The organism is Roseobacter sp. SK209-2-6 (assembly GCF_000169455.1).
In the GTDB taxonomy this organism is placed as follows: domain Bacteria; phylum Pseudomonadota; class Alphaproteobacteria; order Rhodobacterales; family Rhodobacteraceae; genus Pseudophaeobacter.
In genome coordinates, this window is the sequence record NZ_AAYC01000001.1 from 85342 (window position 1) to 105181 (window position 19840).

At 56.9% G+C, this 19840-nt stretch carries 17 protein-coding genes; 4 read left to right on the top strand and 13 right to left on the bottom strand.

What is annotated here, in order from left to right; all coding sequences use genetic code 11:
• Nucleotides 1-6: 6 nt before the first annotated feature.
• Entirely contained in the window at nucleotides 7-690 is a 684-nt protein-coding gene (gene phnL, locus RSK20926_RS00405; protein WP_037253410.1) for a phosphonate C-P lyase system protein PhnL, read from the top strand.
• Nucleotides 687-1259: a phosphonate metabolism protein/1,5-bisphosphokinase (PRPP-forming) PhnN gene (gene phnN, locus RSK20926_RS00410; RefSeq protein WP_008203642.1), complete on the top strand. Its 573-nt coding sequence runs from the start codon at nucleotides 687-689 to the stop codon at nucleotides 1257-1259. The genes phnL and phnN overlap by 4 nt, the downstream gene beginning before the upstream one ends.
• Here phnN and RSK20926_RS00415 read toward each other — a convergent pair.
• Nucleotides 1229-1924 (bottom strand): DUF1045 domain-containing protein, encoded by a 696-nt coding sequence (locus tag RSK20926_RS00415; protein ID WP_008203644.1) that lies wholly within the window; start codon nucleotides 1922-1924, stop codon nucleotides 1229-1231. The genes phnN and RSK20926_RS00415 overlap by 31 nt on opposite strands.
• Nucleotides 1925-1976: 52 nt before the next feature.
• Here RSK20926_RS00415 and RSK20926_RS00420 point away from each other — a divergent pair, with 52 nt between their 5' ends.
• A complete protein-coding gene (locus RSK20926_RS00420) occupies nucleotides 1977-3119 on the top strand; it encodes an alpha-D-ribose 1-methylphosphonate 5-triphosphate diphosphatase (protein ID WP_008203646.1) in 1143 nt (380 codons plus the stop codon).
• 47 nt (nucleotides 3120-3166) lie between these two features.
• Here the strand turns inward: RSK20926_RS00420 and RSK20926_RS00425 are convergent, their stop codons facing one another.
• The 7 genes from RSK20926_RS00425 to RSK20926_RS00455 are packed head-to-tail and all read right to left on the bottom strand — an operon-like array spanning nucleotide 3167 to nucleotide 9692.
• A complete protein-coding gene (locus RSK20926_RS00425) occupies nucleotides 3167-3643 on the bottom strand; it encodes a class I SAM-dependent methyltransferase (protein WP_008203648.1) in 477 nt (158 codons plus the stop codon).
• Nucleotides 3644-4402 carry a polysaccharide deacetylase family protein gene (locus tag RSK20926_RS00430; RefSeq protein ID WP_008203649.1) on the bottom strand — a complete coding sequence of 253 codons (759 nt, stop codon included), beginning with the start codon at nucleotides 4400-4402 and terminating at the stop codon, nucleotides 3644-3646.
• Nucleotides 4402-5535 carry a glycosyltransferase family protein gene (locus tag RSK20926_RS00435; protein WP_008203650.1) on the bottom strand — a complete coding sequence of 378 codons (1134 nt, stop codon included), beginning with the start codon at nucleotides 5533-5535 and terminating at the stop codon, nucleotides 4402-4404. The genes RSK20926_RS00430 and RSK20926_RS00435 overlap by 1 nt, the downstream gene beginning before the upstream one ends.
• A complete protein-coding gene (locus RSK20926_RS00440; protein WP_008203651.1) occupies nucleotides 5532-6119 on the bottom strand; it encodes a histidine phosphatase family protein in 588 nt (195 codons plus the stop codon). Before RSK20926_RS00440 ends, RSK20926_RS00435 begins: the two co-directional genes overlap by 4 nt.
• Nucleotides 6116-7228, bottom strand: a complete 1113-nt coding sequence (locus tag RSK20926_RS00445; RefSeq protein ID WP_008203654.1) for a glycosyltransferase family 4 protein — start codon at nucleotides 7226-7228, stop codon at nucleotides 6116-6118. Before RSK20926_RS00445 ends, RSK20926_RS00440 begins: the two co-directional genes overlap by 4 nt.
• Nucleotides 7225-8469: a glycosyltransferase family 4 protein gene (locus RSK20926_RS00450; RefSeq protein ID WP_008203655.1), complete on the bottom strand. Its 1245-nt coding sequence runs from the start codon at nucleotides 8467-8469 to the stop codon at nucleotides 7225-7227. Before RSK20926_RS00450 ends, RSK20926_RS00445 begins: the two co-directional genes overlap by 4 nt.
• Entirely contained in the window at nucleotides 8466-9692 is a 1227-nt protein-coding gene (locus RSK20926_RS00455) for a glycosyltransferase family protein (protein WP_232281823.1), read from the bottom strand. Before RSK20926_RS00455 ends, RSK20926_RS00450 begins: the two co-directional genes overlap by 4 nt.
• 276 nt (nucleotides 9693-9968) lie before the next feature.
• Here RSK20926_RS00455 and RSK20926_RS00460 point away from each other — a divergent pair, with 276 nt between their 5' ends.
• Nucleotides 9969-12305, top strand: a complete 2337-nt coding sequence (locus tag RSK20926_RS00460; RefSeq protein ID WP_008203659.1) for a mechanosensitive ion channel family protein — start codon at nucleotides 9969-9971, stop codon at nucleotides 12303-12305.
• A gap of 119 nt (nucleotides 12306-12424) precedes the next feature.
• Here the strand turns inward: RSK20926_RS00460 and RSK20926_RS00465 are convergent, their stop codons facing one another.
• Genes RSK20926_RS00465 through RSK20926_RS00485 form a run of 5 tightly spaced genes read right to left on the bottom strand, consistent with a single transcriptional unit; the run spans nucleotide 12425 to nucleotide 19640 of the window.
• Entirely contained in the window at nucleotides 12425-13777 is a 1353-nt protein-coding gene (locus RSK20926_RS00465; protein WP_008203662.1) for a CoA transferase, read from the bottom strand.
• Nucleotides 13774-14928, bottom strand: a complete 1155-nt coding sequence (locus tag RSK20926_RS00470; protein WP_008203663.1) for an ABC transporter permease — start codon at nucleotides 14926-14928, stop codon at nucleotides 13774-13776. Before RSK20926_RS00470 ends, RSK20926_RS00465 begins: the two co-directional genes overlap by 4 nt.
• Nucleotides 14925-15953, bottom strand: a complete 1029-nt coding sequence (locus RSK20926_RS00475) for an ABC transporter permease (RefSeq protein WP_008203664.1) — start codon at nucleotides 15951-15953, stop codon at nucleotides 14925-14927. Before RSK20926_RS00475 ends, RSK20926_RS00470 begins: the two co-directional genes overlap by 4 nt.
• Nucleotides 15953-17872 carry an ABC transporter substrate-binding protein gene (locus RSK20926_RS00480; protein ID WP_008203667.1) on the bottom strand — a complete coding sequence of 640 codons (1920 nt, stop codon included), beginning with the start codon at nucleotides 17870-17872 and terminating at the stop codon, nucleotides 15953-15955. The genes RSK20926_RS00475 and RSK20926_RS00480 overlap by 1 nt, the downstream gene beginning before the upstream one ends.
• A complete protein-coding gene (locus tag RSK20926_RS00485; RefSeq protein WP_008203669.1) occupies nucleotides 17865-19640 on the bottom strand; it encodes an ABC transporter ATP-binding protein in 1776 nt (591 codons plus the stop codon). The genes RSK20926_RS00480 and RSK20926_RS00485 overlap by 8 nt, the downstream gene beginning before the upstream one ends.
• Between the last annotated feature and the right edge of the window lie 200 nt (nucleotides 19641-19840).

The following is a 19840-nucleotide window of genomic DNA, read 5'->3' on the forward strand; positions in this document are numbered from 1 at the left end:
AAGAAGATGATTGAACTCGAAAATGTGAGCAAGAGCTTCACCTTGCACAACCAGGGCAGCGCCGTGATCCCGGTGATGGAGCAGGTGAACCTGCAGGTTACAGCGGGGCAATGTGTCGGGCTGGTGGGCGCATCGGGAGCGGGGAAATCCACCCTGATGCGGTTGATCTACGGCAACTACCTGGCGGCCTCAGGACGGATCATGGTGGGGGGGCTGGATGTGGCTCAGGCAGAGCCACGTCAGATCATTGCACTGCGCCGTGAGACCCTGGGCTATGTGAGCCAGTTTTTGCGGGTGGTGCCCCGTGTGCCTGCGCTGGACGTGGTGGCGGAACCGCTCCTGGCAGTTGGAACAACGCAGGAAAAGGCGCGCGATAAGGCGGTGTCGCTGCTGACGGAGCTGAACATCCCAGAACGGCTCTGGAGCCTTAGCCCGACCACTTTTTCGGGCGGTGAGCAGCAGCGGGTGAACATCGCACGGGGCTTTGCCTATGATTATCCCGCGCTATTGCTGGATGAACCCACCGCCAGTCTGGATGCGCAGAATCGCGCCACAGTGCTGCGCCTGATCGAAGGTGCCAAAGCGCGCGGCGCAGCTATCATAGGCATTTTCCATGACGAGGCAGCCCGCAATCAGGTCTGCGACAGCTTTGTTGATGTTTCAATCTTTTCGCCACAGGTGGCAGCATGAGTGCCAGCACAGAAAAAGGGCCGGTCATTGCCGTGGTCGGCCCTTCCGGGGTTGGCAAGGACAGTCTGATGCAGGCTTTGGTTGCCGCAGATCCCAAGCTCTGCTTGATGCGGCGGGTCGTAACCCGCGCGCCAGAGGCTGGGGGCGAAGACTATGATGCGGTCAGCGAGGAGGTTTTTGCCAAAATGATGCAGGCAGACGGCTTTGCTTTGCATTGGCCTGCCCACGGGCTGCTGTATGGCATTCCACGCAGCATTGATGAGCTGAGAGTTGAAGGGCGAGGGGTGTTGGTCAATCTCTCCCGCGCAGTCCTGCTGCAGGCGCAGGCAGTGTTTGAAGACTTTATCGTGCTCTCGGTGACTGCCAGATCTGAGGTCCTTGCACAGCGGCTGGCACAGCGCGGGCGCGAGGGGACCGCCGAGGTCGAACGTCGTCTCGCCCGCGCATCGCACCCGCTGCCTGCGGGGCTCCGTCGCCTGTACCAGATCGATAACTCAGGAGATCTGGCGGATGCAGTGATAGCGGCCCGCGTTGCAATCTATGCCGCGGTAGAACCGGTGAGGGTGTAGCGGTGGAACATGTGGAAACGACCCTCGCTATCTTCGCCCACCAGCGCCAGATCCCGGATTTCAAAAGGCGTGGGCAGCAAGGGTGCAAGATGCGTGTCAAGCGCAGCCTCAACAGCCGGGAGGTCAGATTTGGGCAATTTCCCACTCAGCGTGATATGAAACTTGAAAGCCTCCATCACATAGGGGTAGCCCCAGCGCATAAGATTGGCATCCTGTTGCATGCTCGATCCAGCCGAGCGGCGTTTGGCAAGTTCTGCTTCGCTGGCGGGGGCACGAAATCCGTCAAGATCGGCAACGCAGGCGCTGGCCAGGACATTCAGAGCGGCCTCATTACCGGTGACGCGCAGCGCGAGGAAACGTCCCAGGCGGGCCAGATGCAACCCGTCCAGGACAACAGGCGCCTGACGGGCAGCCAAATCAGCACAGGCCGTTTGCAGCTCAGCCAAACTGGTTCCGGGCGCAAGGCGCATCGGCGGCTTCAGCGTTGCATGCAACCCGTATTTGCGCGGTACACGAGTGATTGCCGCCAGATCCAGCCCATCAATTTCAGGCTGCGTGACCTCGCAGCCCGCTCCCATGTCCCAGCCCAGCCAGCGGGTCGCAAACCGTCCCCATTCGGCATCCGCCGGGGGCGCAAAATAGATCGCGTATCGCGTGAATGTCACATTGGCCTCCTATACGTGGCCGAAGCTATATCTCGAAAGTTGTGAAATTCAGATGACAGATGAATTGATCCTTGCCAATGCCACACTGGTTCTGCCGGGCGAAACCCTTTGCGGATCTGTGAAGGTTGTAGAAGGCGTTATTGCAGATATTTCCGAAGGAGGCAGTATCCCGAAAGGGGCAGTTGACAGCGGTGGAGATTTCCTCTGCCCAGGGTTGGTCGAACTGCATACAGATAATCTGGAGCGGCATATTCAGCCGAGGCCAGGCGTCGATTGGCCCCATGCCGCGGCCATTCTCGCCCATGATGCGGAGCTGGCTGGAACCGGCATTACTACGGTTTTTGATGCAATGCGCGTAGGCTCTGTCAGCCGCAAAGAGAGCCGCTATGGCGCTTATGCGCGAGGCCTGGCGAGTGAGCTTTTGGACATGCGGGCCAAAGAGGCTCTCAAGATTTCGCATTTTCTGCATCTGCGGGCTGAGGTGTGCTCTGATACCCTGGTTGAAGAGCTGAATGCCTTTGGAGAAGAGGATCGGGTTGGTCTGGTCTCTTTGATGGATCACACTCCAGGGCAACGGCAGTTCCGTGATGTTTCCAAGTTGGAGGCCTATGTCAAAGGCAAGCATGGCTTTGATGATGCACAGTTTCAGGCGCATATCGCCCATTTGAAGACCCTGCGGGATAGATATGGTGACCTGCACGAAGCTGAAGCCGTCAGGGCGGCAAAGCGCTTTGGCGCGGTACTCGCCAGCCATGATGATACGACAGAGGACCAAGTGGCAGTTTCCGCTAGGCATGGGATCCATCTGGCGGAGTTCCCCACCACTGTGGAAGCTGCCCGTGCCTGTCGCTCACATGACATCAAGGTGATGATGGGGGCGCCCAACCTGATCCGTGGCGGGTCTCACTCGGGCAATGTCGCAGCTCAGGAGCTTGCCGAGTTGGAGCTGCTGGATATTGTCTCTTCCGACTATGTACCCGGCGCTCTGTTGATGTCAGCGGTCCAGCTGGGCCAGATATGGGGCGATCTGGCCCGGGGGGTTGCAACTGTTACTCAGGCACCAGCAGATGCAGTGAACTTATTTGATCGTGGCCGGATTGATATTGGCAAAAGAGCCGATCTGGTTCGCTTTGCCATGGTCGACGATACGGCCGCGGTCAGAGGGGTCTGGTCCCGCGGTCACAGGGTCGCCTAACGTCAGCTCGGCGTGTTGCATGCCCTTCAACTCTGAGAAGAGGCTGTTCAGGCCCGGTAAAACTGGTAGCGGCCGGGGGGAATTCCCTCGGGTCCTGTCAGCTCTTCGAAGCCGACGAGAGGTTGGCCAGAGACGATGATCCCGCCCTTGACCATGACCTTCGCAACTGCAGGCGACATCGCAACCGCTTCGGCGAGGTCTTTTTCTTTGACGCCAAAGCCAAAGTCATAATGGGCCAGGGCAATCCTGTGCCCTGACAGGGCCAGGCGATCCAGCATCGGCTCTGCTTCTCCTTGCAGGAAGTTCTCTGCCGGAGGGACGCAAGAGGGGTGGCATTGCAACACACGGTCAATGACCCAAACGCGCCGGTCGGCGCAGGTCTCACGCAGATGGTCATAGGTGCGACCATTGCCCAATCCCAGATCCAGGACATCCCCCTCGAGAGAGGCGATCATTTTTGCAGCCCAGTTCAGCCCATCGCGCTGTGCGGTCAACCGGCGCAGCATGGAATCCAATCTGCTCATTCAATGTGTCCTTGTTTCAAATCGCCAAACGGTTCCGGGCCCCTGCAGCAACCGGGTTAGAAGCGCTTCGGTGAAATCCCAGATTGATTCATCATGAACCAGATGATGGGTGAGAATGCCATAGGGTTCTTGGTTGTCGGCCTCGCCGACCCTGCGTGCACGCAATTGCTCGGCTACCTGATGGATCAGTTTTTCCGGAGCGACAAGGCTGCGGCTTCCTTTCCAGTCGATGGGATCGAGATGGGTGTTAATCTGTTCCAGAGCACCAGAGGCTCTGCTGGATTTGCGAGGCGTGAAGGTGGAAATGGCGTGATAGCCAATACCCGCCATCCATGGCAGAAACTGCGGCGCCAAACGGTTCCAAGGTGGGACAAAGATTGGCTGTAGGGATGGGCCAAGCAGCTCTTGCAGCTTTGACAATCCAGTTTCCATTTCCAGCAGGGCTTGGTCTATGGGGCGATCCTCTGGAAACTCACATTTCTTCTGCCCCTCAGCCGCCAGGTTGCGATGCTGCCAACCGTGAACCACGGGGATCATCTGAGGCTGGCTCTGCAGAAACTCAGCGAGTTCCGATGTCGCGGCGGCGGGGATGACCGCAAGGTGGACGGGTAGGCCCAATATCGCGGAAAGATCGCTCAACCGGTGCAAAGGTTCCGTTGGTTCAATCGCGTCATCATCGCGCCACCAAAGCGGGAGTTTCAGCGCCTCAGCCTTCCAGAGGCTCAGCTCTTTGTCCAAAGGGGTCCAATCAAGGGTCATCAGCGGGCTCCAGCCAGATCCTCTGCAATCTCTACCGAGCGTGCAGCGCCGTCAAACTGGAAAGCACTCCTCTCACGCCGGGGAGCAGCAATAAGATGGGAAACGCGTTCAACCAGTGTTTCAGCGGTCAGCTCTGCGGCGGTCAGGACCTCAAATCCAGGCAAGGGTGCAAGACTGCTCGCCCGCAGGCCTTGTTCCACTTCATTGCCGGCATCAAAAGGGACCAGCAAGCCAGGGGTCCCCGCCTGGAGCAGATCCAGGGCGGTATTGTATCCGCACATGCTTACAGAGGCGGCAGCATGAAGGAGCATCTGGCGGAAATCGGGACGGGCCGGTTCCAAAATTGCCGGAGACGCGATTTGTTGCAGGTCATTGATCCGGGAAGGCGCATCCTGGCCACCGACCAGTAGGCGCCAGGTGTGACCTGGCATCAGTCTTGCCGCTTCCAAAGCTGTTCGGTAGATCTCTTCACCCACGTTTCCACCGCCCGCACTGACTAAAATCTCGCCCTCGCCGAGGCGGTCAGGATGGGGGCGCGCCGCAGGAGGGGCGACATAACCCGTGTAACGCAGTTTGCCCTGAAGAAGAGGCGAAACCGGCCAGCTGATCTCCAGTTTCGTGGCGTTAGGATCTGAATGTACCAGCACCGCATCGTAATATGCCGCAAGAACTTCATCCGCCTTTGTGGCCTTTTCCGGTTTGGAGGGTGGAGCAAGAATATCCCGTATAGAAGACAGAATGATGGGCGGCTTAGGCAGGCCCTTGGCCGCTTTTAGAAGTGCGAGGAATTCATGGCGCAGAGAACGACGGCCAAAAGGATAGAGCTCTGTTATCAGAACGTCAGGCTGCAGCTGCTCCATAGCGGTGCAGAGCTGGGTGGCTCTGGCAGCCATGTAATGGCTGTCCGCGATTTGGGCGTCAGGCGTCAGGAGCTGACTGAAATTCACCCCATCAGACCGGAGCGGAGGCAGCTGCAAAAGATCCACGCCCGCGCTATTGAGCTGAGGTGCAGGAGTTCCCCCAGACGCGAGGCGAACCTGATGACCCGCGGCAAGGAAGGCCCGCGCCAGGGTCAGTGCCCTCGACAGATGCCCGGTTCCAAGAAGATGTGTGACCGCGATGAAAACCTTCATTGGGGATCTCTCGGGACCAGCCGCACGGGATCCTGGACGGGGGAGAGGTCTCTGCCTGTGATTTCGACGACAAACAACCGATTGCGTTTGATCCGAAAAGGAGCCGGTCCGTCAAAGTTCCAGCCATAGGCCTTTGCAAGGATCATGCGCATGATTCCGATATGACAAACCGCAAGGCTGTCACGCGAGAGACTGTACAGCCAGGGTTCAATACGTGCCCAGACCTCTGCCGGGCTTTCTCCTTCGGGGGGGCGGTAGTCCCAGCCCCAGTCTTCGATGTCACGAAATCCATTTTCCGGATCGGCCTTGAGTTCAAGGCCCTTGCAGCCTTCCCACTCTCCCCAGAACATTTCGGTAAGTTCCGGTGCGCATTGCGGTGTCTTATGAGTGACCAGACGCGCGGTTTCCACCGCACGACAGAGTGGACTGGACCAGAGGTCAGCCCCCAGCCACTCCTTTGGTAGTTCATAGCCCGCCAGTTCTTCTCGCGCCTCTTGATCCAGCGGTATATCGCTGCGGCCCTGGATCTGGCCAGCGCGGTTCCAGGCAGTATGTCCATGGCGCAAAAGGGCAAGACGGATCAATGGCTTTTCTCCCTCAAGACTGGGGTGACGGCGGACCAGAACGCAGCTGATCCACTTGTGGCAAGGTGATTTTGCGCGATGCATCTGCGCGCCTTTTGTCCCAAGGTATGGCGCAGATCTGCTTCGCGAAGGAGCTGCCCAACCCGTTGTGCAATGGCGAGACTGCCTTCTTCGGGCCTGGGGTATTGGCCCTCGGGGCTTAGGACATCTCGCAGCCCCGGTCGATCCTGCGCAACGACGGGCAGCCCATGAGATTGTGCTTCTAGATAGACCATACCAAAGGCCTCGTTGACACCGGGCCAAAGGAAGAGGCTGGCCTGTTCATAGTGCCGTGCCAGCTCCTCACGAGCAAGCTGCCCCAAGAAGCGTATACGCGTGCCAAAGGGCGCCATCAGAGCCTCAACCGCAGCACGTGCAGGCCCATCGCCTGCAATATCGAGACGCCAGTCTTGATTGAGGTGCCCCAGGGTGTCTGCAATCAGTTGATAAGAGGCCAGTTTGTCCCCTTCGCGCATCATCCCGGCGGTCAGCATTGGTCCCAGCCCGGTAGAGGCTTTGGGCAATGAGGCAAAGGGGAGGAAAGGCGGAAGAGGTGCAAGTATTTGATCCGCGAAGCGGTCACGTTCCAGAGCCTCTTTGTCCTGGTTGGTCAGATAGAAAATCACATCTGCAGCATCTGCGGCTGCATGCGCTTTGGCTGCAAACTCTGACCAGGGACCAATTAGGCGCTTTTGGGCGCGGGTGCTTTCAATTTGAACATAGGGAATGTTGCGCGCGCGCGCCACGCGGGGGCCAATTAGATCAGGGGCTTTGTAGTAGTTGTGATAGGTAACCCAAAGGTCAAGTGGCGGCATCTCTTGCAATAGGCGGTCCACCTCAAAATCTGACTTTGCGGCGAGGTCCTGCTGGCGGCTTGTACGTCCTTCTTTGTCAAAGATACGGAGCTGACTGACCAGCTCCACGGACAAGGGCGCGCGCTGTCCCGGAGGGCCGCCTGCAAGCAAGGCCATCAGATTGCGTGCCATTTCTCGATCCCCTGATGGGACAGGGTGCTTTGGGGATTTCATCGGCGCGTAAAACGCGATGCCTGACAGGTCGATCTCCGTCATGATCCCTGCAGCATTGCATCCAGACGCTCTTTGAGCTGGGCAATGCCGGGATCCATGCCAAAATCCTGGCGCAGGCGGTTGAGGGCTGCTTCGGCCATCCTGGAGGCCTGATCCGGGCTCCGGGCCAGAGACACCAGCGCCTGGGCAAGATCCTCGGGGGCATCCGGGCTGAGCACCCCATGGGTGCCGTTGGTGATAAACTCTGGGATTGCGGATACGGGTGTCGAAAGGATCGGGAGGCGCTGGGATGCGGCTTCCATCAGAACATTGGGAAGCCCGTCGCGATCGCCGTCACTGGCAATGCGGCTCGGTAAAACAAATAGATCGGAAGCGCGCATGGCCTCGATCACTTCGGGTTGGTCGCAGGCACCGCGCCAAGTGATCCGATCCGCGATGCCAGCATCATCTGCCAGATCCTGCAGCAGGTCTTTCAACCCGCCTCCGCCGATATGAACCCAATGCCAGTCCAGGTCTTTGGGGAGTAACGCAAGGGCCGCAATGAGGCGGTCAAAACCTTTTTTCTCTACCAAACGCCCAACGGACATCAGCTGCAGCGGATCGCTTGCCCTGCGCCAAAGGCGTTGTGGCGGCTCCGGGAAACGGCTGAGGTCAAGTCCGTGGTAGATCAAATCGATGCGCGCAGGGTCATCCGACATCTCTTGCAGGTGTTTTGCCCCAAAACCGGTACAGGTCGCGCCGAAATGGGCGCCGTGGTGTTGGCTGGACAGCTTTTCCGAAATCTCCCAATCTGGAGAAGTCCAGATATCCTTGGCATGGGCGGAAAAGCTCCAAGGAAGCCCACGCATGATCGCTGCATATCTGGCGACCGAAGAAGGTGTGTGCAGGAAATGGGCATAAAGACCCAGAACCTCAGCGGGCATTTCTGCGGCTAACACGCAGGCCTGACCAAAGCGGCGGATGCGATTGCGACTGGGGTCGCGGCGCAGATCCTGACGCCAGACACGATAGGCTTCGTCATAGCCCGGTAGAGCCTGCGCCGTTTTCCGGGCCTCCCAAACACGGGATGGCTCTTGATGCAGATATTCCGGGAGGTAGCGGATCTGGGCCTGTAGCCGGTCATGTAGGGGATGACGCTTTACATCGGTGGGATGGCGCAGGGACCAGATTTCAAAATCCAGGCCAGCTGCTTCCAGCGCGACGAGTTCCTGTGCGATGAAGGTTTCGGAAAGCCTTGGCCACCCCTTCACCAGAACGGCAAGGGTGGGGGTCTGATGTGTCATTCCGCTGCCTTTCGCGGTGTTTCATGCAAAATAGCGGCAACCCGTTCCGTAACATAGTCCAGCCCATCAAGCAGCCCCTCGGAGAAGGCGGCAGAGGGGGAGGGTTGATCTGCAAGCTTTCGGATAGCACGGATCATTGCCTCTGGCGTCCAGCCATCGCGGTTCTCGTCGAGCATTGCCACCAGACCCAGCTCCTCGGCCCGGCTTGCACGGATCCATTGTTCGAGCCGTGGTGTAGTGCGCGGGACGATGACCGCTGGCCGATCAAAGGAAAGCACTTCGCAGAAGGTATTGTAACCGCCCATGCTGACGACCCCCTGAGCGGCCGAGAATAATGTCTCGATACGGGATTCAAAACCAACGGCGCTCACCCGGCCGTTCAGCGCCTCGACCCTCGCCTCAAAGGCCTCGCGGGTTTCACCGGAGAGGAATGGCCCATAGACTAGGATGGCGCGGGGCGCCAGCTGTGGGTCTCTCTCATAGGCGGAGAGAACGAGGTCGACCATCATTGCGCCATCGCCACCGCCACCGGGGGTGATCAGCACATAGGGTTGCTCAGGTGGCTCATCCAACCGTCCAAGATCGCGCCTAAGATAGCCTGTCCAGTGCATGCGCGCCTGAACATCCGCACTTAGATCCAAACCCTGGGTGGGATCATAAATCGAGCGAAGCCCATAAACCCAGATTTCGTCGTAAAAGCGTTCAGTGGCGGCAATGGCTTCTTTGCGCTCCCATTCCGCAGCCAGGACCTCGGGCTCATCCAATACGTCGCGAAGCCCAAGAACCAGCTTGCAGCGCCTTTGGTTGGCAAGTTGCTCCAAAGCGGGCAACAGCTCTCCGCGAAAGCCCGTTGGTTCCTTGTCCACGATCAGCACATCGGGATCATATTGCTCCGCCATGGAGAGGATCAGGCCGGATCTGAGGTCGGTGGTTTCTTCGATGCTCATACCCATGGTACGTGAAGCATAGCTGCCGTCGGAACGCTTGATGACGCCTGGAAGGCGCATGTGATCGACACGTGTGGGAAAGTCAAAACGCCCAGCAACCGGTGAGCCTGTCAATATCAGGGCCGAGGCAGTGGGATCCGCCGCAGTGATTGCCCCAGCAAGCGCGCGCGAGCGCCTCAGATGCCCAAGGCCAAAGGTATCATGGCTGTATAGCATGACCCTGGGACCGCGCGATTTAGCGTCCCTTTCGGAGTAAGTACTTGGGGTCGTGATCATTGGCGGGCCTGAAAGGAGCTACATAGGGACTGGTGCCTTAGGAATTGGCTGAAATCAAGGGGGGCGACCTTCAAAACACTGGTTTTTGAGGCGCCGTGTCGACCAAATTACATTTTCTTGAGAGATGTTTACAAAGCAATGCAACTGTTGATCGGGATGGTCCTGTCAATGTGAACCATGAGACGAGGCAGCAGACTGCAGGCGATTGCGCCTTGCCGATGGCATCGATAGTCTGGCCGGAATGTCCGGGGGAGAGGATTCACCATGACTGCAGGAATGTCCTGGCTCATTCGCTTGAGCATATTTGTCTTGTTTTTGGCAGTGCCAATGGCTTTGACGGCACAAACTCTGGGTAGTGATGCGCCCTCATCTGATCCGGTGGCCCGTGCCGTAGAGCTGGCACAGGAAAGTGGTCTGGACGTCATCATTGTGGGTGCCGATGGCTCTGTAGCCGGAGGAGATGCCCTGCAGAGTGCAGCAAGTCCCGAAAACCCAATGGATAAGCCTTCGGCGCTGATGCAGGCGCAGTCTGAGTTCCAGGCATTCAGACAGGAACTCAAAAGCCGCTTGGAGGCCTTGCCCTATTCGGTCTTTGAGATGAACTACATCCTGCGTCAAACAAGCCCTAATGGTGAGATCTTTACCTACGTCGAAGTGCTTGGCTGGAGCCTTTTGTTCCTCCTGATCGGACGTTGGCTTTCGGTTGAGATCTATGGAAAACGCTTTGCTAAGCGTTTTGTCGTTGCTCGGATCAAGGCCTCTCCCGAGGGCTATTATGAAAAGATGCCCTTCCTGATCTATCGTTTTCTGATGGGCGTATTGGGGACCATTTTTGCGATGGTCTTTGCGCTGTTGATCTCCTACCTCATCTTTGGTGCGTCTGGGGATAGCTCGATAGAGTTTACTGTGACAGCGATATACACAGCGTTTTTTGTCGCAAGCGTTGTCTCTGACCTGTGGCGCATGGTGCTTTCGCCCTATCTGAGCCAATATCGCGTGCCGGTTTTTTCGGATCGTGATGCGAAACGCTTGTATTATTCCGCTTCGATCCTGGCGACCTATGATATTTTTTCGCTGATTTTTGCCACCTGGATCGGTGATTTTGGTCTCAACTACAATGTCTATGCCATGGTCTATGGCGTGTTGGCCTTGGTTGGAGCCGCTGGCAGCTTGGTCCTACTTGCGATCAATGCCCGTGCGATCAGCAATGCTATTCGGGTCGGACGGCCAAAGGAGGATTGTTCCTGGCTGCTGAAAATCCTCTCTGTACTCTGGGCGCCTGCAGTTGCCGCTTATGTGATTTTTGGCTGGCTTGAACTTGCCTTTGATCTGGTGCTGGAGCGCGACATGTCGGTGCCACTGATGGCCGGAACCTATATGGTTCTGACCTCCATTCTGGTTGTCTATGGTGTCATCAACTACATCATCGAAGCCTATTCCCGCCGTCGGCGTGTCCTTGATGCCAGCCTGGGCGAAGCACTGGTTGACGAACAATTCGACGCTGATGGTGAGCTGACCGAAGGGGAAATTCAGGCCATGGCTTCCCACCCCGGGCATCAGATCTCCAGTTTTGAAGATCTGGCGCGACGGGTTGCGGGCATCCTTGCCTTCTTGGTCGGCAGTTTTGCATTGGTGCTGGTCTGGGATCCGGAGGCCAGCTGGCTGCAGACCTCGGCGGCTGAACGAGGAATTGACATTACCGTCATTCTGTTCCTCGGCTATGTGATCTATCACGTGGCGCGGATCTGGATTGACAGCAAGATTGACGAAGAACGGGGCGACCTTCCTGAGGCCGAACTTGGCGACGAAGGCGGAGCGGGTGGCGCGAGCCGTCTGGCCACCCTGTTGCCATTGTTCCGTGGCGGCATCCTGGCCATTGTTATTGTCTCGATCGTTCTCATCGTCTTGATGGAGCTGGGCGTGAACGTCAGTCCCCTCTTCGCCGGTGCCGGTGTTGTAGGCCTGGCGGTTGGCTTTGGCTCTCAGACGCTGGTGCGCGATATTTTCTCCGGCGCATTTTTCCTGGTTGATGACGCCTTTCGCAAAGGAGAATACATCGACATTGGCGATGTAAAAGGCACGGTGGAGAAGATCTCCGTCCGGTCTTTCCAGCTGCGCCACCATCTGGGCGCTCTGCATACTATACCCTTTGGAGAGATTAAGGTTCTGACCAATTACTCCCGTGATTGGGTTATGATGAAGCTGCCGCTGCGGGTCACCTATGACACCGATGTGGAAAAGGTTCGCAAGATGATCAAGAAGCTTGGCAAAGAGCTTCTGAGTGATCCGGTAATTGGTGACAATTTCATCCAGCCCCTGAAGTCCCAGGGGGTGATTGAAATGCAGGATTCCGCAATGATCATCCGGGTCAAGTTTATGACCAAACCCGGTGATCAATGGTTGGTGCGCAAAAAGGTCTACCAGGAAATCCGTGAGCTCTTTGCCCGTGAAGGGATCAAATTCGCCCACCGTGAGGTTACCGTCAGATTGGCACCTGATCAGGAAGGTGAAGTTTCCCCAAAACAGAAAGAAGCGGCCGTTGGCGCTGTGCAGGCCGCGATTGATGAGGATCTTCTGGATGAGATGGGCGGCCCCGGCGGTGATGATCGCTAAAGTTTCCCAGTAAGGTTAGTCCCGCGGGACTTGGGTGGTGTGCAGGCCGCGCTTTACTGGCCTGTTGGGCTCCTGTAGACTGCTCAAAGCAGGCGGATTTTAGGTTTGTCTCTCCGTCCTCAACTTCTCCAAGATGAGATTGACGATCCGCAACATTGCGCGGGAAGCGACCAGTGCATCTGGCATTGCTCAAGTTCCAGGGCTGGTTGTAGTCGTTGACCCGGTCCCCAGCTGCTGAATTCGGGCTCTGCACTGAAATCCGCCTCTGAGGCACTTGAAATCTCAGTGGTATCCTTAGTCCCAGAATTCTGAAGAGAGGCGAGGTGCTCTGCCGTTCTGGCGAGGGAGAGCTTTGCGCTTTGTGTTTGTCCGGTTTGCACCAAGTTGCGCAAGGAACAGAGCACTGCGGCAGCCATCAGATAACCTGTGGCATGATCCAAGGCCTGTACCGGTAGAGGTGTTGGTTCCGAAGCTTTGGCCCAGTTTCGACCTGCATCGGCAATTCCGCAACTCATCTGGACCAGGCTGTCAAAGCCACGCCTAGCTGCCCATGGTCCAGTCCAACCATAGGCATCAAGAGAGACATCAACGAGTTGTGGCGCAATCTGGCGACGGATCTCCGTCCCAAAGCCCAATCTCTCCAGGGCGTCGGGGCGATATCCGTGAACCAACACGTCAGCCTTGGCCGCAAGCTCTTTGAGGCGGGTCAGGCCAGCTTCGGTCTTCAAATCCAGAGAGGCCATATTTTTGCCCAGGGAAATGTCCTGGATCACTCCGGGTTCATCCCAACCGGGCGGATCAATGCGCAAGACCTCTGCGCCAAAGCCTGCGAGAGTGCGGGTTGCAATAGGCCCCGCCAGAACTCGGGTCAGATCCAAGACCCGGAGGCCATCCAATGGACGTTTGGGATCATGAAACAGACCGGCCCGGATCTTCCCCGCAAGGGCTTCCCCCCAGTGAATGAGCGGCTCCTTGGAAAGGGCCTGCCCCTGAGGATGGGCTTGCCATTCCGCACGGCTGCGCATCTTGGCGGAAACGCCCCCCTCCGAGGCAATCGCGGTTTCCAGCACGTCCCCTTCCCAGGTGCGAACAGCTTGCTGGACTGCTTCTCGATCCTCTTGGCATTCGAGAACAGCCAGAGCCGCGGCGCGGTGGTGCGCAAGATTGGTGTGGAGCCGGATCCAGCCATCTTTGGTTTCATAGTTTCCGGCAATGGGGTCCCATAGGTCGGGCAGCTCCCATCCAATGGCGCGAAAGCTGTAGCCAAACCAGAGCGAGGCCAAGCGTTGGTCAACGGTGACCTCGGGACGCGTGTTGGCAAGGCCTGTGGCTTGCATCAACTGTGCCATCTGCTGGCCTACCGAGGCGAAACTGGCGTTGGCCAACTCGCTGACAGCGAATGCGCTGGGCAGAATTCCCGAACCGGTTACTCTGTAGTCCTTAGCCGTGGGGAGGTTTTGAAAAAGGGTCATTGCTGATAAGGATCCAAACTGTCCCGTAAGCCGTCGCCCAGGAAATTGAAAGCCAGGACAATAATGATAATCGGCAGCATCGGGATCGCGGTCCAGGGATAGATCTCGATATTGGCGAGGTTCTGCGCGTCGTTCAGCATTACTCCCCAGCTAACAGCGGGAGCGCGCAGGCCAAGACCCAAGAAGGAGAGAGCCGTTTCGCCGAGGATCATTGCCGGAATAGAAAGAGTGGCTGAGGCGATCAGGTGGCTCATGAAATTGGGTAGCAGGTGTTTTCGAATTACCCGTCCCGAAGAGGCCCCCATCATTTCCGCTGCACGCACATATTCTTCTTCACGAAGGGACAGGAACTTGGCCCTGACAGAGCGCGCAAGACCTGGCCAGTCCAAAATCCCCAGGATCACTGAGATGATGAAGAACACTGCCACCGGTGACCAGTTTGAGGGCACCGCGGCAGAAAGGGCCAGCCAAAGCGGCAGTTCCGGCAAGGAGCGCAGGATTTCGATCACCCTATTGATGACCCAATCGATGCGCCCACCAAAATAGCCTGCGATGGACCCGAAGAAGATGCCCAGTACAAAAGAAACCGAGATCCCAATAAGACCCACAGTAAGGGAAAGCTGGGCGCCATAGAGAATGCGACTGAACACATCTCTGCCCAATCGGTCAGAGCCCCAAAGAAAGAGGGTCGACCCTTCGGGCGCGCAAAAAAGATGGGTATCCGAAGGGACGAGACCAAAGAGATTATACTCTTTCCCCTCGCAGAAAAACTCGAGCTTCATTGGCGTCTGGTAATCTGGCTTAAAGACCCATTGAAAGGTCTCCAGATCCGCTTCTGAAGTCATCGGATAGACAAAGGGGCCGATGAACTTGCCCTCATGGAACAAGTTTATGGATTGCGGCGGTGAATAAAGATGCTCGCTGTGCCTCTGATTGGGGCCATAGGGGGCAATGAAACCGACAATCGGCAGCAACAGGTAGCAAAACAGCAGGAAGGCACCAGAGACAAGACCCAGTTTGTGGGTCTTGAATTTGCGCCAGATCAGAACCCAGTTCGGGGCGTCCAGATCTTTGCGCTCTAGTTCTTGCAGAGAGGCGCCTGGGTCATAGGGCGCATCGTCGACATAGCGGCCGTCAGGAAGCTGGGTCATGCATCTCGCCCTTCATACCGAATGCGTGGATCCAATAGAACCAAAAGCACATCAGAGATCATTGTCCCGATCAAAGTCAGGAGCGCCACGAACATCAGAACAAAACCTGACAAGAATAGATCCTGGGTTTTCAGGGCGGTCAGCAGCGTTGGCCCAATAGTTTGCAGTCCTAGCACCACGGATACCAGGACCGAGCCCGAGATCATTGAAGGCAGCAGATTGCCAATATCTGCGACAAAAGGATTGAAGGCGACCCTGAGAGGGTATTTCGCCAACATGCGTGAGGGGGACATGCCCTTGGCCACTGCGGTTTCAACATAGGGTTTCCCGAGTTCATCCAGCATGTTTGCACGCAACCGCTGCATCATGGCAGAGGCACCCGATGTGCCTATCACAAAGGTGGGGACAATCAGGTGGATCAGGATCGACTTCACCTTGTCCCAGGACATCGGCTCCCCTTCGAAGGCAGGATCCATTAGCCCACCAATGGGCAAATCGAACCAACGATGGCCGTAGTAAAACAGGATCAGTGCAAGCAGGAAGTTGGGCGTTGCCAGACCCAGATAACCGACAAAGGCAGAGGTATAGTCTACCCAACTGCGGGCTCGGGCCGCGGCCAGCACACCAAGGGGCAGGGCGACCATATAGACAAAAAGAACCGCTGCGAGGTTGACCAGAACAGTTAACCACAGCGTGTCGCCCACGATCTCAGCCACGGGCAGGTCGAATTCAAAAGACCAACCAAAATTCCCCTGGATCAAACCCGAAAACCCATGTGGACCAGGCAGAAAACCGACCCAAATCAGATACTGTTGCCACAGGGGTTTATCCAAAGCGTATTCCGACCTCAGGAATTCAGCCTTGGCAACACCTGCGGATTGCCCGCTGGCGCGTAGCTCAGCGATTTGGTTGGACAGATAATCTCCTGGAGGCAGGTTGATGATGACAAAGACCAGGATCGAAACCACCCAGAGTGTGAGCAGCATGGTTCCAAAGCGGTAGATGGCGTAGCGCAGAATTTCCATCAGCCCTCACCATCAGTGAAGAAGAACTCATCTGGACGATAGATGCCAAAATGCGCGCCGGGCTCCCAGGCCCAGATCCCCTTGGTCGGTACATTCTGCAAGCGATTTGAAACCACGACCGGCTGCGGCGCTCCGGCAACGATGCCGATGCCATAAACCTCATTGGCATGAATTTTTAGCATTTCATGCCAGGCGCTTTCGCGCTCAGCCTCGTTTGTTGCATTCTCCCAGTCATGCATCAATTCCATCAGGCGTTTGGCGGGTACCAGGTCAGGGGCTTCGCCGGCCTCGCCGCCTGTTTGATAGTGCTGCCCCCATTTTGGCCAGGCCAGAAAAACCTGATCCGTAGGGGCCAGATAGGCCGGGGAAGTATAGCTTTGAGGAAGACCATTGTCCCAGCCAAACCAGACCGAGGCCATGGTGGTTCCGGAAAAGACGCGGTTGCGCAGGATGTCGCGATCAAGTGGGCGCATCACCAGTTTCACACCGACATCGCGCCAGTCATCAGTGATGATCTGCAGAGCGTTTTCAACTTCTTGACGTTCGCCAGCGGTTTCCACAATGAGTTCCATTAGGCGACCATCCGGGAGGTAGCGGATCCCGTAGTGATCCTTCTCGTGGAGGCCTGCTTCATCCAGCAGCTGATTTGCCAGTTCTGGATCAAATGACGCCCAGGCTTTGCGCATCTCGGGGTCGAAGAAGGGGCTTTGTTCCAGCACGGTCATCGCGCCAGGTTTTGCCAGCTTGAAGAAGAGAGCTCTGTTGATGGCAGCGCGGTTGATGGAAAGTGAGAGCGCGCGGCGGACCCGAACATCCCGCAGTATTGTCCGCCAAACCGGGTCGTTCACATTGAGGTTCGGGTAGATGGCAATTTGCGAAGCGGCTCCGGTTCCCCAGAGATAGGTCTTATAATCGGCCCCGTCATTCTCTCCCTTGCGCAGAATTGGGATGTCGCGAAAGCCAAGGCCACGGGCTTGCAGGTCGCTCTCACCGGCGTTTGTTTTGGCTGCCACAAGCCCGGCTGAGACGATTTCCATTTCGACAGTATCGATATAGGGAAGCTGAACCCCACGGGTGTCTACCCTGTGGTAATAGGGGTTGCGGACAAACTGGTGGCGGATTTTCTTGCCAGCGCTTGCGTTGATCCAGGGCTGAAGGGTGGGTAGTTCGTGATTATCGAACTTGTACATATTGTCGTATTTATTGTGCAGGGCGGCCCAGCTTTTCACCCGTGCATAGTCGACCTCTTCAGCGAGCGCGGTCGCATCGGCATAGTTTGCATGGAATTGTTTTAGATAGTTCGAAGGGCGGTAAATGAACGGAGGCCGCGCTTGTGCAAGGTTTTGCAAGAACTGTGCATTTGGGGTTTTCCATTCGTAGATGACAGTTTGTTCATCTGGAAAACTGACCTTGGGCAAGGTGCCATCGACGCGAAGGAAATCAGGCGGGCCGGCCGGGCTTAACGCTGGGTTTCCCGCAACATCTTCCCACCAGTAGCGAAAATCGTCTGACGTGAATGGATCACCGTTGGACCAACGATGACCGGGGCGCAGTTTAAGAGTAAAGCGCCGATTGCCCTCATTCTCGTAGCCCAACAGGATATCGGGTTGCAGTTTATATTCCCGGTCATACCCAACCAAACGCGCATAGCCATAGACAACCATCTGGCGGATGTCCTTGGAACGCGTCACCATGGTGTTCAGGGTGCCTCCCTGCTGCCCAAAGGCTCGGCCTTCCTGGGCAAGATCCACGAAAAGAGGCGTTTCAGGCACACGCTCTTCCACGGGGGGTAAGTTGCCGGATGAGACTTCTGACTGCCAGAAAGGGCTTTCGTTCAAACGCGGAGAGGCAAAGGCAGCGTTCACGGAGACAAATAGGGTTGCCGCAAGAGGTAGGGCGGTTTTGAGGGTTTTAAGCATGGCAACGTACCTTATGTCCGGGCTCAACCGGGATCAGCGGTGGGGCCTCTTGACCTGAGAACCTGAAGTCCTCTGGCCAGCTTTCGGGGCTTCCGGCTCCCTGCGCCACAAGCTTTAGGTTGATTGGGCGATGGATATTGGGTTCCGGTTGGGCTGCGATAAGGGCCTTGGTATAGGGGTGCTGAGGGTTGTGAAACAGGGCTTCGGGCGGGGCTTGTTCCACCACCAGACCACGCCGCATGACGGCAACCTCATCAGCGATGCGGGCGACAACCGCCAGATCATGGCTGATGAAAAGATAAGAGAGGTTTCTCTCGTCTCTGATTTCTTCCAGCAGGCAGAGGATTTGCTCTTGCACGGAAACATCCAGGGCCGAAGTCGGTTCGTCGCAAACGATGAGTGAAGGATCCAGCATCAAGGCACGCGCAATAGAGAGGCGCTGTCTCTGTCCACCAGAAAAGGCATGCGGATAGCGCAAAAGCATATCCCGCCCCAGTCCAACCATCTCCAACATGTCAGCAGCTTTGGCCCGCCGCTCCTCCTGACGGCCGATGCGGTGAATCTCCAGCGGCTCAATCATCGTGTCGAGAATGCGCATCCGAGGGCTCAGCGAGGAATAGGGATCCTGAAACACCATCTGCGCTTCCCGCTGGAACGCTGTACGCGCAGCCCGGTTCATTTCATGGACCTTGGTGGCGGGGCCATCAGTTTGCGGACGAAAAATCACTTCGCCACCCGGATCAGGGGCTTCGGCGCCGAGCGCGATGCGTGCGGCGGTCGTTTTGCCCGATCCGCTCTCACCTACAATCGCCAGGGTTTTACCCCGTGGTAGGCGCAGATTGATATCCCTACAGGCGGAGATCAGACTTGGAGCGCGCCAGCCTTTGCCTGCACGCATACTATAGGTCTTGGAGACGGATTTAAGCTCTAGGATCAGGTCTTCCGAGGCAGGAGCTGGTGGAGTCGCTGCGGTTGCTTCAGGAACCTTGGGTGCCGCATCTATTAGGGCTTGTGTATAGGGGTGTGCAGGGGCGGACAGCAGAGGTTCAGCAGCACCTGCTTCCATTACACGGCCCTTGTGCATCACGACCACCTGTTCGGCCATATTCGCCACAACACCCAGATCATGCGTGACCAAGATCATTGCCATGCCGGTGTCGCGTTGCAGATCTTTCATCAGGCCCAGGACCTGGGCCTGTGTTGTTACATCCAGTGCAGTTGTCGGTTCATCGGCAATCAGGAGTTTGGGTTTTGCAACCATTGCCATTGCGATCATCGCACGTTGGCGCATCCCGCCTGACAGCTCAAAAGGGTAGGAGCCATAAGTGCGCTCCGGATCCGGGAAGCCAACCCGCTCAAAGCACTCAAGCACTTCTTTCTTGGCTTCACGTTCGCTTTTACGTCCGTGCAGCCAGAGAACTTCTGCCACCTGGTTGCCGATGCGATGCAAAGGGGAAAGAGAGCGCATCGGTTCCTGAAAAATCATCGAAATCTGATTGCCCCGCAGATCCCGCATCTTGCGTTCGCCGAGGGTCAAAAGATCAATCGCTCGATCCTTGCCATTCAGGGTGATGGAGCCAGAACGTATTTGGGCGGCTTTTGGCAAAATGCGCAGAACACTTCGGCAGGTTATGGTCTTGCCAGAACCACTTTCACCTACCAGGGCCAGGGTCTGACCGGCGGCCACATCGAAGCTGACCGACTGAACGACCGGATCTTCTTCCCCAAAACCGATGCTTAGGTTTTCGACGGACAGCAATGGCGTCATACAGCGCGTCCCGCTGGCATGACGCCCCGATCTGGTTGTCCCGGCATTCCTTGTCTTCCCCGTTATTTTTTGCTCACCTTCGCGTGCAGAGGCAAAGGGAGTCAAACCTCATTTGCCAAAGCTGACCAAAGCTGAAGAAAAATTGATCCAACGGCACCATGGGGCCACATTCCACTGCCTCAATGCTTGTGTTAGTTGCG

What these genes read in the sequence shown, in the direction of transcription:
- phnL (WP_037253410.1), top strand. Translation starts at nt 7, where the DNA reads ATGATTGAACTCGAAAATGTGAGCAAGAGCTTCACCTTGCACAACCAG.
- phnN (WP_008203642.1), top strand. Translation starts at nt 687, where the DNA reads ATGAGTGCCAGCACAGAAAAAGGGCCGGTCATTGCCGTGGTCGGCCCT.
- RSK20926_RS00420 (WP_008203646.1), top strand. Translation starts at nt 1,977, where the DNA reads ATGACAGATGAATTGATCCTTGCCAATGCCACACTGGTTCTGCCGGGC.
- RSK20926_RS00425 (WP_008203648.1), bottom strand. Translation starts at nt 3,643, where the DNA reads ATGAGCAGATTGGATTCCATGCTGCGCCGGTTGACCGCACAGCGCGAT.
- RSK20926_RS00430 (WP_008203649.1), bottom strand. Translation starts at nt 4,402, where the DNA reads ATGACCCTTGATTGGACCCCTTTGGACAAAGAGCTGAGCCTCTGGAAG.
- RSK20926_RS00435 (WP_008203650.1), bottom strand. Translation starts at nt 5,535, where the DNA reads ATGAAGGTTTTCATCGCGGTCACACATCTTCTTGGAACCGGGCATCTG.
- RSK20926_RS00445 (WP_008203654.1), bottom strand. Translation starts at nt 7,228, where the DNA reads ATGACGGAGATCGACCTGTCAGGCATCGCGTTTTACGCGCCGATGAAA.
- RSK20926_RS00450 (WP_008203655.1), bottom strand. Translation starts at nt 8,469, where the DNA reads ATGACACATCAGACCCCCACCCTTGCCGTTCTGGTGAAGGGGTGGCCA.
- RSK20926_RS00455 (WP_232281823.1), bottom strand. Translation starts at nt 9,692, where the DNA reads ATGATCACGACCCCAAGTACTTACTCCGAAAGGGACGCTAAATCGCGC.
- RSK20926_RS00460 (WP_008203659.1), top strand. Translation starts at nt 9,969, where the DNA reads ATGTCCTGGCTCATTCGCTTGAGCATATTTGTCTTGTTTTTGGCAGTG.
- RSK20926_RS00465 (WP_008203662.1), bottom strand. Translation starts at nt 13,777, where the DNA reads ATGACCCTTTTTCAAAACCTCCCCACGGCTAAGGACTACAGAGTAACC.
- RSK20926_RS00470 (WP_008203663.1), bottom strand. Translation starts at nt 14,928, where the DNA reads ATGACCCAGCTTCCTGACGGCCGCTATGTCGACGATGCGCCCTATGAC.
- RSK20926_RS00475 (WP_008203664.1), bottom strand. Translation starts at nt 15,953, where the DNA reads ATGGAAATTCTGCGCTACGCCATCTACCGCTTTGGAACCATGCTGCTC.
- RSK20926_RS00480 (WP_008203667.1), bottom strand. Translation starts at nt 17,872, where the DNA reads ATGCTTAAAACCCTCAAAACCGCCCTACCTCTTGCGGCAACCCTATTT.
- RSK20926_RS00485 (WP_008203669.1), bottom strand. Translation starts at nt 19,640, where the DNA reads ATGACGCCATTGCTGTCCGTCGAAAACCTAAGCATCGGTTTTGGGGAA.